The sequence below is a fragment of the Methylicorpusculum sp. genome (genome assembly GCF_030651835.1).
Taxonomy (GTDB): domain Bacteria; phylum Pseudomonadota; class Gammaproteobacteria; order Methylococcales; family Methylomonadaceae; genus Methylicorpusculum.
In genome coordinates, this window is record NZ_JAUSBX010000094.1 from 43,259 (window position 1) to 57,476 (window position 14,218).

The 14,218-nt window shown below is 46.5% G+C and carries 9 protein-coding genes; 8 read left to right on the plus strand and 1 reads right to left on the minus strand.

What is annotated here, in order from left to right; all coding sequences use genetic code 11:
• Positions 1-37: 37 nt before the first annotated feature.
• The 8 genes from Q7V32_RS12660 to Q7V32_RS12695 all read left to right on the plus strand — a co-directional run bounded on the left by Q7V32_RS12660 (position 38) and on the right by Q7V32_RS12695 (position 12,113).
• Positions 38-3,025 carry a PAS domain-containing protein gene (locus Q7V32_RS12660; RefSeq protein WP_304897344.1) on the plus strand — a complete coding sequence of 996 codons (2,988 nt, stop codon included), beginning with the start codon at positions 38-40 and terminating at the stop codon, positions 3,023-3,025.
• Entirely contained in the window at positions 3,022-3,660 is a 639-nt protein-coding gene (locus Q7V32_RS12665) for a response regulator transcription factor (protein WP_304897345.1), read from the plus strand. The genes Q7V32_RS12660 and Q7V32_RS12665 overlap by 4 nt, the downstream gene beginning before the upstream one ends.
• A 153-nt stretch (positions 3,661-3,813) precedes the next feature.
• On the plus strand, positions 3,814-4,206 hold the full coding sequence (locus tag Q7V32_RS12670; protein WP_304897346.1) for a hypothetical protein: 393 nt from the start codon (positions 3,814-3,816) through the stop codon (positions 4,204-4,206).
• Between the two features lie 2 nt (positions 4,207-4,208).
• A complete protein-coding gene (locus tag Q7V32_RS12675; protein ID WP_304897347.1) occupies positions 4,209-6,716 on the plus strand; it encodes an EAL domain-containing protein in 2,508 nt (835 codons plus the stop codon).
• A gap of 508 nt (positions 6,717-7,224) precedes the next feature.
• Positions 7,225-8,448, plus strand: a complete 1,224-nt coding sequence (locus Q7V32_RS12680; RefSeq protein ID WP_304897348.1) for an HDOD domain-containing protein — start codon at positions 7,225-7,227, stop codon at positions 8,446-8,448.
• Positions 8,449-8,607: 159 nt separating this feature from the next.
• Positions 8,608-9,834, plus strand: coding sequence for a PP2C family protein-serine/threonine phosphatase (locus Q7V32_RS12685; RefSeq protein WP_304897349.1), 1,227 nt, complete (start codon positions 8,608-8,610; stop codon positions 9,832-9,834).
• Positions 9,800-10,711 (plus strand): response regulator, encoded by a 912-nt coding sequence (locus Q7V32_RS12690; RefSeq protein ID WP_304897350.1) that lies wholly within the window; start codon positions 9,800-9,802, stop codon positions 10,709-10,711. The genes Q7V32_RS12685 and Q7V32_RS12690 overlap by 35 nt, the downstream gene beginning before the upstream one ends.
• A gap of 70 nt (positions 10,712-10,781) precedes the next feature.
• The gene (locus Q7V32_RS12695) at positions 10,782-12,113 is read left to right on the plus strand and encodes an ATP-binding protein (protein WP_304897351.1); all 1,332 of its coding nucleotides are present in this window, start codon (positions 10,782-10,784) and stop codon (positions 12,111-12,113) included.
• Between the two features lie 135 nt (positions 12,114-12,248).
• On the opposite strand, the gene soxB is transcribed toward Q7V32_RS12695, so the two are convergent.
• Complete coding sequence (gene soxB, locus Q7V32_RS12700; RefSeq protein WP_304897352.1) at positions 12,249-13,910, minus strand: thiosulfohydrolase SoxB; 1,662 nt, start codon at positions 13,908-13,910, stop codon at positions 12,249-12,251.
• Between the last annotated feature and the right edge of the window lie 308 nt (positions 13,911-14,218).

The window sequence follows — 14,218 nt, forward strand, 5'->3', positions numbered from 1 at the left end:
CCAGCAATACCTTCATTTATAAACCCATGGACAAACCATGATGTCAACTATCAGGCTCGGATTCAAAACTCCTGAAGAAGAAATTAATTTGCTTTATGGGATAATTAATTGCCTTAAGGATGCCGTTGTTGTGCTTGATCCGGAGCTCAATGTCAACTTCCTAAATAAGGCGGCTACATTACTTTATGGGCTTGAGCTTAGCCAGAAACCACCAGAGCACAAAGGCCAGCTTAGCGGTATATTTTCAACTGATCGCATCACACCGTATTCATTAAAAGAGCTGCCGTTCTTATTAGCAGACCAAAGTGATGCAGCTGCTGAACTGGAGCTGTACGTGCAACGCCCCGATGGCACAGGCACCCCAGTTTGCACTGATTGTCGAACTTTGCTGGATAAAGACGGGGACATGCAAGGTTGGTTGGTAACATTTACCGATATAACCTTGCAAAAACAACGAGAACACGAGCTATGCCAACGCACCGAACATCTTGAAGACGCGGCGATGATTGCGAATATTGGCAGTTGGTCGTGGGATGTGCTTAATGACAGGGTCTACTGGTCGGACGAACTCTACCGAATCTTTGGCCTGGATACACAATCGCCTGCACCTAGTTATTCGAAGCACCCGCATTTATATACGCCTGAAAGTTTTGCCCGCTTGAACGATGCCGTTCAAACAGCGCTTAACGCCGGATTGCCTTATGAGCTTGACCTGAATGCTCTACATGCAGATGGCACAATTAGAACGTTGATAGCGCGTGGCCAAGTTAAACGCGATCAAGCCGGACAAATTGTCGTGCTCAACGGCGTAGCCATCGATATTTCTAATCGCAAGCGCGTTGACGAACAACTGAAACTGATCATTGACATGATCCCGATGCCGGTTTTTGTGAAAGATGCCGACAGCCGTTTTCTCCTTGCCAACAAAGCAAGCGAAGAGCAATGGGGATATTCAGCTAACGACTTACGAGGAACAGACGGGAGTCAATTCTTTCCGGCTGAGCAAATGCAAGTGTTTTTGGCTAAGGATCGCGAAGTATGGGAAAGCCGGTCTTTGATAAGCAATGAAGAATTCGTGTGGAGCGATAAATTTAAAGAAAACAGACTTTGCATTACTTTGAAAAAACCGATCTTCGATAGCTTTGGTAATCCACTTTATCTGATTGGAACCATAGAGGACATTACCGAACGTCGGCATGCTGAAAATTCTCTTAGGGTAACATTGGCAAGATTAAGGGCTGTGTATGATAACTTGCCTTTTTTGGCCTGGATGAAAGATCTGGAAGGCCGGTATCTTTTAGCTAATAAGCATTGGTCCCAAGCTGTCGGGATCGATGACCGGATCAATTTAAACGGCATTACCGATTACGATATTTGGCCAAAAGAATTAGCCGATCATTACCGGTCGCTCGACCAACAAGTCATAACAAGCCGCCAACAGATAGTATTGACTGAGAAAGCTTTGGATGACGACCGGGAAACCTGGATAGAAACCATCAAAGCCCCCATACTTGATGATAATGAACAAGTATTAGGTACTACTAGCCTTGCCCGCGACGTTACTGAGATCCTAAGCACTGAACAACAACTAAAGAAATACAGTGAACGCTTACGCCTGGCTTCCAAAGCAGCGGCTATTGGCATCTGTGAGTGGGATATCAGCACGGGGCTGGCAGAATGGGATGAGCGCAACTACGAAATTTTTGGCATCCCCTATGGCACACCGATCGATTATCGGACATGGGCAAAATTGGTCCTTCCTGAGGATTTATCCAACACCACCATTAAACTGCGCAAATTACTTAAAATGAAGCAGGAAATATACTGGGAGTTTCGTATCCATCGCCAGAGCGATGGTGCGTTGCGCTACATTCAGGGATCTGCGATTCCTGCGTGCAAATCAAACGGTGAAGTCCATAAAATTGTTGGCGCTAACCTGGATATCACCGCTTTCAAACAAGTCGAAGCTGAACTTGAAGAGAAGAGATCTCACCTTTCGGAGGCTCAGGCTTTAGCAAATCTAGGTAGCTGGTCGCTTGATATGGTCAACAATGAACTGACATGGTCCGACGAAAATTACCGAATTTTCGAAATTGCCAGGGGAACAACGCTAAGCTATGAGAGCTTTTTAGCCCTAGTGCACCCGGATGACCGAGTGTATGTGAATGCCAAATGGGCTGCCGCTTTACAAGGAGAATCCTATGACATCCTTCATCGTATTGTGGTAGATAGTAAGGTTAAATGGATTCGGGAGCGTGCGGAATTGGAGTTTTCTTCTGATGGTCGTCCTTTACGCGCAGTCGGCACGTCTCAGGACATCACTAAACTCAAGTTAATTGAAAGCGAACTTGAAGCCTCCCGTTTGCAATTACGACAACTTGCTGCTCGCCGCGAAAGAACCAGGGAAGAAGAGCGCAAGCGCATCGCTCTCGACATTCACGATAATTTGGGCCAAATGTTGAGCTCGCTACGCATGGAAATTGCTCTATTACGTATCAATTTCGCCGGGGACAATCTACCACTTTTAGAAAGCATCCGAAGCCTTACCCAGCTGGTGGATAACACTATTGAGATAACACGTGAGGTAGCGACAAAATTAAGGCCCACGGTGCTCGAAATGGGTATTGGGCCAGCGCTGGAATGGCTTGTGAAAACTACCGCATTGCGATCCGGTATTGAATTCAACATTTCCTATACCGAGAGCGAACTGGATTTGAATGAGGAAAAAGCAGTCGTCTTATTTAGGATCGTCCAGGAGTCCATCAACAATGTGTTAAAACATGCCCAAGCAAGCAAAGTGAATATTTCCATGAAAATGGAGTCCGACAATTATGTATTAGAAATCGCTGATAACGGCAAAGGCTTTGACTACGCAGAATCCAGGGAAGTCAACTCTCTGGGGCTGATTGGCGTAAAGGAACGCGCCATTATGCTAGGAGGAGAAGCTTGCATCTCAAGTTCACAGGGCAATGGCACGCTTATCCGGGTGCGGATCCCGGTGAGTAATGCGGAGCATCGGCAATGATCCGACTCATTATTGCCGATGATCATCCTATTATTCGTACCGGGCTTAAGCATTTATTTCAATTATCAGTGGATATTGATATCGTTGCTGAAACAGACAACAGTCAGCAGCTGTTGGATCTTCTGAAGGATAAGGTTGATGAAGTCGATCTGCTATTGCTTGATTTGAATATGCCAGGCTTCAGCGGGATAGAATCTATCACCTACGTGCGCAAACACTATCCTGATTTACCGATTCTTATTTTGAGCATGCATAATGAGTTACAAATTGTCACACGTGCTTTAAAAGCCGGCGCATCGGGCTATCTTACTAAAGATAGTGAGCCTGAAATCTTACTAAGTGCTATCCGCAAAGTAGCGGCTGGTGGACGTTTTATCGACCCTAAACTTGCCGAAAAATTGGTCTTCGAATTTGAAGGTTCACACGAAAAAAAACCACACGAAAAGCTATCCGAACGAGAGTTTGAAGTCATGCAATTGTTGGCTAACGGCAAGAGTGTCAACGAAATTGCAAACGCGCTTTTTATTAGCAACAAAACCGTCAGCACTCACAAAACCCACCTGTTGAAAAAGTTGCATCTCAACAATATCACCGAACTGATCCGCTATTTCGATGCGCAAGACTGGCATAAATAATCGTGATGTAAACATTGGTTGTTCTCAGTCTTAGGGATTTTCCTATATTTTCATCAGGAATTTCTGTTTAAAAATCCGAATCGCACGATGTTCAATCACGCCCTCTTTGCCTAACATTGAAACGATGGCTTAATCGATTAAGTGGAGGCGAAAATGCGCGTATCAGTGGCAGATACTGAGATTGAAGTCACTATTAAAAATTTAGATTTTAGTAGCACACAAAACCTTTTGCTGTGCTGTAAAAGCCATGCAAATTTGCATCCGGCGGCAAGTGCTAAGCTTCGTCTTGAAAATGTAACCAACATCAATAGTTGCGGTATTGCCGCGATATCACTGATTGCCGATTGGATGCCTGGCGGTTTTGAGATAACTCTCAGTCAATGCAGCCGAGAAGTTCACCAATGGATTGACTATTGCCAAGGTAAAGACTTTTTAAGTACGCCTCCGAATTTATCCTGTTCTTTAATCTGTACTAGCTGTTTTGACAATAACGACTATCTGAGTTTTGGGGATAGCGTTCACTCTTCTGCACAATCGGAGTGCTAAGGATGGCCTTATCAGATCTATTCAATTTGGGTGAAATGGTCCCGCACGGTTTCTGTATTAAGTGGACACCGGGTCTGCTTTGGTCCTATGTAGCTGCCGATACATTAATTGCACTATCCTATTTCTCCATTCCATTCTCACTTTACTACTTTGTCTCGCGCCGTAAAGACCTGCAATTCCGCCGGATTTTCCTGATGTTCAGCGCATTCATCTTGGCCTGTGGCACCACCCACTTATTTTCGATCCTGTTGTTGTGGCAACCGTTTTACTGGGTGGATGCCATTTTAAAAGCCATCACGGCAGTTATCTCTTTTGTCACCGCGATTTATCTGGCGAGAATCATTCCGCAAGCTTTGTCTTTACCGTCTCCGGCAGCGCTCGAAAGGGAAATTGAACAACGAAAACAATACCAACTTGAACTGCAAGGCAGCGAGAGCAATCTGCGCATTCTTACCGATCAGCTCACGACGCTAATAGAGTCCATCCCGGACACCATTTTTTTTAAGGATGGCGAGGGTCGCTTGCTAATTGCGAATGAATGCGCTAGACAGCTTTTCAAGCTTCATGAGGTTGCCTGGCAAGGTAAGACAAAATTGCAACTGGTCGCTGAACAACCAGACTTACATGAGTTATACGAGAAGTGCTTTAACGATGACGAGTCCACATGGAATATCCACGATCGGCTAGTTTGCGAAGAGAATGTTATTATCGGTGATGGTAATGTTCATAAATTCGAGGTCCGTAAAACTGCAGTTTTCAATGATGACAGCGAACGCAAGGGTCTGGTCGTCATCGTGCGCGATATCACTGATCGTTGGCTGGCCGAGCGAGAATTACGTATTGCCGCCACCACCATCGAATCGCAAGAGGGCATCATGGTGACGGATGAAAAAAATCGTATCCTGCGGATCAATCGTGCCTTTACCCGATTAACCGGCTACATCCCGGCAGAAGTCATCGGCAAAACTCCCGCCATACTGAAGTCAGGTCGTCATGACAAAGCTTTTTATCAGGCGATGTGGGAGAAATTAATCTCGGAGAAGCACTGGCAGGGCGAAGTGTGGGATCGGCGCAAAAGCGGTGAAATTTATCCCAAGTGGCTAACTATCAATGCCGTGACCGACCCAACCGGGCAAGTCACCAATTACGTCGGCGCATTTTCCGATCTGAGCGAACACAAGGATGCTGAGGCGGCCATCCATCGACTTGCCTTTTATGATCCTCTCACCGATCTTCCCAACCGAAGATTGCTAAACGATCGTCTGGAACTGGCAATGATGGTGAGTGACCGCAACCAAGCCCATTGTGCAATGCTGCTGATCGATCTGGATAACTTCAAGATCATCAATGACACCAAGGGCCACGGTATCGGCGATCTGCTGTTGATAGAAGTGGGGAAACGCTTGAAATCCTGTGTGCGCCAAGGCGACACAGTCGCCCGACTAGGCGGCGACGAATTCGTCATCATGCTGGAGAATCTGGATGCTGAGCTAGAGACCGCAGTTGTCCAAGCCGAACGCGTGGGTGAAAAAATCATCCAATCGTTCACTCAGTCTCACCTATTGGATGGGAAGGAACACCATAGTTCTGCCAGTATCGGCATTAGTTTATTTTTCGGCAGCCAATTAACTAGTGAAGAAATCATGAAGCACGCCGATACGGCGATGTATGAGGCTAAACAAGCGGGACGCAATGCGCTACGATTTTTCGATCCAGATATGCATGCAACACTGGAAGCACGGGTGACCTTGGAGTCAGATTTACGCCATGCCCTGGAGCTCGATCAACTTCGGCTTTACTATCAGCTGCAGATCGACAATACTGGACGCGTGCTCGGTGCAGAAGTATTGTTGCGCTGGCAGCATCCGCAACACGGCATGATTTCCCCTGCCCAATTTATTCCGATCGCCGAGGAATCCGGGCTGATTGTGCCGATTGGCGAGTGGGTATTACACTCTGCCTGCATGCAATTGAAAGCATGGGAAAACGACCCGCTCACCAAGGATTTACACCTTGCCGTCAATGTCAGTGTCCGTCAGTTTAGACACCCTAACTTTGTCGAGCAGATGTGGAATATTCTAAAACATACCGGTGCGGACGGACTCAAGCTTAAGTTGGAACTTACAGAAAGTCTCGTGATGCAAAACGTGAGGGACACCATTGATAAGATGGAGGAGATGCAACTGTTTGGTATCCATTTCTCGATGGACGATTTCGGTACCGGCTATTCCTCCCTCAGTTACCTGAAGAGATTACCGCTATCCCAGTTAAAAATCGATCAATCCTTCGTCAGAGACCTCATCTACGACACATGTGATGCAGCCATTATCCAAACCATCATCGGCATGGCCCACAATCTCGGACTAAATGTGATTGCTGAAGGCGTGGAGACCGAAGAGCAGCGCGCCTGTCTGGAATGTTTGGGCTGCTTTTCCTATCAGGGTTATTTATTCAGTAAACCGGTGCCTCGAGTGGAGTTTGAAGCGTTATTGAAAGCCCGATCTACTTAGATGCGTGAGTTGTCCTTGCGGATTGTTTTAGAAACGTACCTTTATTTTAACCAGGAAAAAACAGGTTATTTGTGGAGCTCAATATACCGGTAACCGACAAAGGAATTCAAATGAATAAAGATGGCATGTTGGACACGCGAATCGATTGCTACCGGGAGAGCTGAATCAAGTCATACTGAACCTGATCATCAACGCTGCTCATGCCATTGAGGCTAAATCCTCAGGTACCTGTTTGATTCGTGTCGGCAGAGGCAAGTTAAACGCCAATGAAGTGGAATTAACATTGCCGATAACATCATCGACATTCCGGTAGACATTCAGGAAAAATTATTTTTAACCTGTTTTTTAAGGCCAAGCCAGTGGGCAAAGCGACAGGCCAAGGCCCCGTCTGGCTCACAATATCGTAGTGAAAATGCATCGTGCCAAACTTTTTTTGAGTCCCTGTTGAATAAGGGAACGACCTTTCATATTCACTTACCCATTCAAGTCCAAAAGCAGACATGAAAGCATGATCAAGAAAAACATCCTGTTTGTCGACGACAATGAAAATATACTCAGCGGCATTCAACGCCAACTGCACCCATACCGTGAGCAATGGCAATTATTTTTTGCCCACAATGGCTCCCAAGCTCTGGAATTGATGGCTAAACAACCAATAGACCTGATCGTCAGCGACATGCAGCTGCCCTATGTCCGGGGCGACCAGCTTCTAAAACAAGTCAGCGAGCTGTATCCAGCCACAGTCCGCATAATTTTGAGCGGTTATGCCGATGATGAAAACTTGAAAGCAGGGCTTGAGGTCGCACACCAGTACGTCAGCAAACCTTGCAGTGCCGAAATGCTGAGGGAAGTGATCGCCCAAGTATTTAAAATCCAGGCCTGCGTTACCAATCCAAAAATCATTTCCGGTATCGGCGATATTAACCAGTTGCCCAGCTTGCCAAAAATTTATAACGAACTTAACGCCATCATCACCAAAGAAAATACAACCAGCCGGGATATTGCGGAGATTTTTGCCAGAGACATGGTGTTATCCGCCAAATTACTGCAATTGGTTAACTCGCCGTATTTTGGTTTATATCGCAAAATTTCAAGCCTCACAGAAGCAATCAACCTGATTGGCGTCAAAAAATTGAATAGCCTGATGCTGTCTGCCCATGTCAAAAGTGCGTTTCCGGTCATCAACCCGCAAACGCAGCGGTACATGGAATATATTTGGCAGGATGCCGCCAGAGTGTCGGACCTTTCAAAACTGATCGCCCTGTCTGAACAACAAATGGAGGACCGCCCTGACCAGGCTTACCTGGGCGGTCTTTTACATAACCTGGGGCTACTGCTATTTCTATCTCGCGACGGCGACAAACTCAACGCCTTGATAGAACAGACAAAAAATACCCACATACCGGTCAGCGAGCTGGAAACGAGCATATTCGGTTTTAACCGCTGCGAGGCAGCCGCTTATGTACTGAGTTTATGGAAGATTCCTCCGCGTATCATAGAAGCCATTTTGCTGCAAAAAACACCCAATGATAGCGATTACGACGGTTTCAATGCTCTGACTGCGGTTCATACCGCTAGCTGCTTGCTCAAACCTTCGGTCATGGAAGGCTGTGACCGCCTGTTCGAAATCGATCTGGACTTCAGCTATTTAGAACGCATCAACAAACTGGAACGACTAACTCATTGGCAATCACTGGCTGAAAAAGTGCTGGCTCACTATGCGGATAAGTAATGCCGGCAATCATTGGAATGTATTGAAGACGCTTATCACAAAGCGATTGGACTCCTTTCAAAATCGGCTTGTGCAACAAAAGCAGGGGGTTAAGAGAGTTATCTGCAGGCTTTAGGACAAACCTTTCAAACCATCGAATCTACGACGGAGTATCTCGTAATGATGACTAAACAAACTGACAAAATTCTCTTTATAGATGATGAAGAGAATATGCTGCATATGTTTCATCGCGCGCTTGGCCGTCAGTTTAGTATTACTACGGCTAACGGCAGTGAGCAGGCTTTGAGCTTACTGCAAGAAAACGGCCCTTTCGCAGTGATTGTCGCTGATTACAATATGCCTGATATCAACGGGGTTGAATTACTCAACCGGGCCTTCACGCTTTCACCGAATACCGTGCAAATCATGCTGACCGGTAATATCCAGCTGGATGTAGCGATCAACGCCATCAACGAAACCAATGTCTTCCGTTACCTTCCCAAGCCCTGCCCTATGGATGTCCTGCGCAAAGTGATTGATGATGCGCTGGATCAATTCCACTTAATCCGGGATAAACAAAGGCTGACCAGCGAAATAGAGCAAAAAAACCTGCAATTGGCCGCCATGAACGATGAATTAACCCGGCAAAAATATATGCTGGAATATGAATTGGAAATGGCTAAATCCGTCTATGGCAACATCGTGCTCTTCGAAGAAAATGAGCCCGATGGACTGGATTATTATTCTGCGCCCAAGGAAACAGTGGGCGGAGATTTTTTGCTGAGTCACATCAGCAAAGGTCATGAATTTTTTTATCTGATGGTAGGCGACATCACCGGGCATGGTCTTCAATCCGCATTAGTGGTCTCATTGATTAGCAATGTATTTGACGACCTGAACAACAACCTCATCAGTATTGAGGAACTGGCTCAGAATATTAACGGCAAAATGTGCAACAAGCTGCCAACCGGCCTGTTTTGCTCTGCAGTTCTGGCAAAGCTAGACAAAAACACCGACAGTATCACCCTTTGGCAAGGCGGAATGCCCAACGCCTTCCTGCTTGATGCGGCAGGAAATATTGTGGAAACGCTAACTTCAAATAATCTGCCTCTAGGTGTGCTGGCTGAGCAGGATTTCAGCCGAAGTACCCGGTGCTACCCATTAAGCCATGCCAATTCACTGTTCGTTTACAGTGATGGTGTCACCGAACAAATGAATCAAGACCAGGTCATGTTCGGTGAAGATCGCTTACAGACTGCTTTGCGTAGCGGACCATCAGGACCAAAACGGGTAGACGCTGTCATCTCAGCCTTGCAAGCCTATCAGCAAGGCGAGCCTCAAGCTGATGACATTTCCATGATGGAAATGAACTTTGCCCGAGTTGCTCAAGCCCTGGCTCAAATATGAGCGACTCAACCACCGCACCGCTATCAGCCAAAAAATTCTATTTGTTGACGATGAAATGCTGTTGCTTGAGGGGATAAAACGCCAACTCAGACGCGAGTTTGACATCAGCGTAGCAGTAGGTGGCGAGGCAGCATTGGCCTTAACTGCAGAACAAGGCCCCTTTGCTGTCATCGTATCGGATTACAACATGCCGGGCATGGACGGCATTGCTTTTCTGAAAACCGTTTATCAACATTACCCGCAGACAATACTGATTATGCTCACCGGCCGGGCCGAACTGGATGTAGCAATCAGCGCCCTGCACAATGCTCATATCTCCCGTTTTCTCAACAAACCCTGCCCCAGGGAAATTCTGCTGGAAACCTTGGTGGATGGTTTGGAGCAATACCGCCTGAAAAAAGCCGAGGAGATTCTGCAAATACAATTGCAGGCAGCTAATCAGCAGCTTAACCAAATGAATGATCAACTGGAAATGCTGGTCGATAAAAAAACCAGGGCGCTGCAATTGCAATACCGTTATGCCGCCAGCATGGCGCAGATGACTTATTCGTCAGCGGTTATGGATGCTTTTATCCAGGCAGTCATTGAATTGACAGCCATTCAAAGCCTCAGTTTATGGTTAAGCCCTCAACAAAACGGTCAATTTACCTGCCATTATCCCGACAATTCTTCGCTGCCGGATTTTGACAGTAAAAACTGCCCGGCCGGATTGATCGCCAGCACGCTCAGTCAAAAAATAATCTGGCGGCAAGACAACGGAGCGTCAAAAACAGTCACCCTTTTCGATCCATCGGTATTTAGGGGAAAACCGTATTATTGCCGAAGGCCAAGGCGTCCATTTCGATCCGGATATCGTTTCGGCATTTTTAACGAATGAAGCCGAGTTTTACAAAATTGCTGAAGAATATGCCGACCTCATCTAACATCAAAAATAACAATAATTAAGCATGTTTATTAACATTGATGAAAAATCAGCCGTTCTGGTCGTTGATCCGGATCCTTCATTACGGAGTCACCTGGATGCTATGTTCAACGCGAGTGCCGACGCAAGCCTTGGCGACAACGATGAGAATCTGACTTATCTTATCCATGGTTGCACTCAGAGCGAAACGGCAAAAGAAAAAGTCATGAGCCGACTGGCTAATGGAGTACCCTATGAACTACTGTTTATTGAAAGCCAGATCGAGGATGGCAGCGGACTGGAATTGATCAGCCATCTTTGGCAGATCGACCCGGACCTGCATGTGGTTTTATGCAGCGCAGATAAGGCTTTGAACTGGCAACTCATTGTTAATAAACTGGGTGAAAGCGACCAATTGCTTATTTTACAAAAGCCCTTCAGCGATCTGGCCTTAAGGCAGACAGTCCACGCCATGTTAAGAAAATGGCAACTCGGCAAACAATCACAAAACGTGATGCAATTTATGGAAGCTCAAATCAACCAGCGAACGCTTGAAATTCAGGAAGCCAACAACAACCTGCTGCAAGCAGAAAAACTGGCTGCGGTGGGCCAACTCGCCGCGGGTATTGCCCACGAAATAAACACCCCGGCCCAATACGTTGGGGATAATATCAAAGCGATAGGTGATTTTTTCGAAAGTATCACTCGCTTGCTAGCGTTATACCGGCAACTGCTCAGCGAGCAACAACAACCGGAGCTTATGGAACAAGTCCATGACCTGGAGGAAAAAGAAGATCTGGCCTACATTCTGGAAGATATGCCTCTGGCAATAGCCCAGTCATTGGAAGGCATGTCGCAAATCGTTCGGATTGTCCAGGCCATGAAAGGTTTTTCTCACGTAGGCCCGAGCCGCATCGCTAATATTAACGTCAATCAGGCACTGGAAAACACCTTAGTAGTTTCACGCAGTAGTTATAAGTACTTTGCCGATGTTGTCACCGAATTCGGTGACATTCCATTAATTGAATGTTATCCGGGGGAGTTGAATCAGGTCTTTTTAAACATCATCGTCAATGCCGCTCAGGCCATAGAAGACAGCCGTAAAGGCCGCGGCAATATAACAGTGGTAACTGCCCCAAAGGAAAACGGTGTGGAAATTCGTATCAGCGATACCGGTAACGGCATCCCGGAACCCATTCGCAGCCGTGTTTTTGATCCCTTTTTCACTACCAAAGATCTGGACAGAGGCAGTGGCCAGGGTCTTAATATCGCTTACCGCATTATTCATCAGCAACATCGCGGCACCTTGACATTTAATACCGAAACCGGTGTCGGTACGACTTTCATCATCAATCTGCATCGCTATTTGCCGATTTAGAATTGGTCGGCAATAACCTCCTGATGGCATGAAATTAAGCACTGTTCTCGTGAGGTTACGGCGTCGTCCCGGCAACTATTAATGCAAACAAAGTTCTTCAACCAGTCTGGACAACCCTATAAAAACAGGGAAACTTCAGCTTTTTAAATACTTAACAACAGCATCCCAGACCGGCGCACCTGATAACGGCTCACCCACGCCTGCCCATCCGGCTACTTTGTAGGTTTTATTCACTTGCAGCAGCGAACTGCCGGTCAAGGCAAGATCGGAAATCCGACTGCCCATAGCCGCACCCGGATTGCAACGAAACGTCATCCCACCCACCCGAACCATATCGCCGCCCTGCCGGTAATAGGGATCCTTATTAAACAAATTATCCGCCACATCCTCCAGGATGCTTTTTATTTCATGCCCCTTAAGCCTTCTTATAGAGGTCTCAGGATAGGTAATCGCGGTATGGTTCATGATATCTTCGAAAGTAATTTCATCCCCCGGCAGCACAGTATGGCCCCAACGGAAACCAGGAGAAAAAGCGATTTCGGCGTCATGGACCGTCATCAATGCGTCTAATATCAGTTGATCGAAAGTGCCGTGAAAATTGTCCCGCCTGAACAGCAACTGGTCTGCCACCGCAACCGGTGTTTTCAGTTTAGTCAGATAGGGCGCCCTGATCGAGTCGATTAAACCCTGCATGTCCGGATCAGACGGCAGCAAATTGGCAAAAACCGGCAATAACCGGTAACGAAAATCGCATAACCGACCATTAACAATATCCAAATCCAGCACCGCTAAAAACTTGCCATGACTGCCCGCATTGGTGACCCAGGTTTGACCGCCCCGATTTTTGACTGAAAACGGTTTTGGCAAAGCATCGTGCGTATGCCCGCCCAAGATAAAATCCAGTCCGGAAACCTGAGAAGCCAGCTTCACATCAACATCCAAACCGTTATGAGACAGCAACACAATCACATCAGCCGCTTTAAGCCGCTTGATTTCATCGATAGTAAGCTGCAGATTCTGCTCTTCAATACCAAATTGCCAATCAGGCACAAAGCGCTTGGGATTGGCTATCGCCGTGTAAGGAAAAGCCTGACCGATGACCGCAACGCGGGCCTGGCCCAGTTGCTTGATGACATATGATTTAAAAACGCCGGGGTTCTCTAAATCCCGCTCAAACAGAGCTTCCTCGGTCAATGCGATATTCTGGGCGACAAATTCCCCGTTAAATGATTTTAGATTCTCCATGACCTGAACCGGGCCATAAGTAAATTCCCAGTGCCCGGTCATAATGTCGACACCCAATAAATTGGCCGCAGCGACCATGTCCCGACCCTGCGTCCAAAGCGCAGTTGCCGAACCCTGCCAACTGTCGCCGCCATCTAACAACAGGGTATTTTCAACGCCTCGCTCTGCTGTTAGTTTTTTGACCAGCGCCGCCAAATGAGCAAAACCGCCGACTTTTCCATAAACACGCGCCGCTTCGACAAAATCAAGGTGCGTAAAAGCATGCGCCTCTATTGACTGCGGCCTGAATCCATAATGATCCAGCAAGGCTTGACCTGCCAGATGAGGCGGCTGACCCAACCCCTCCCCTGCACCAAAACTGACATCCGGTTCACGGTAATAAACCGGCATCAATTGCGCGTGACAATCGGTGAGGTGAAGCAGAGAGGCATTTCCAAACGAAGGAATTTCATATAAATCAGATTTTTCCAATACCTTTAATATGCTTCTAGTTTGGCAACCAGAGAGGGCAATGACCGAGGAAACGATCTGAATGAATTCGCGGCGGTTCATAAATTTAAATGGTAAACCCCATAGATACTGACACTTTTAGCATTTCAACTGACAAAACTGTCAGGTTCCATACATTCTTTTTTAAGCATAATCACCATCCTTAACCAGGACATTATTTGGCATTTAAATTGCTTATTTTTTGTTAGTCAAAAAAATTACTTACCTTCTTGATATAAGGAGCTAGGTAGACGCAAGAATCTATTTATCCCTAAAACTATGATCAATGATTTTGTCGAGCTTGATTTATAATTACGAACTACGCTTTCAGGCTGCAATTCCAAAAAAACCATTATGGACTTGTCAACTTC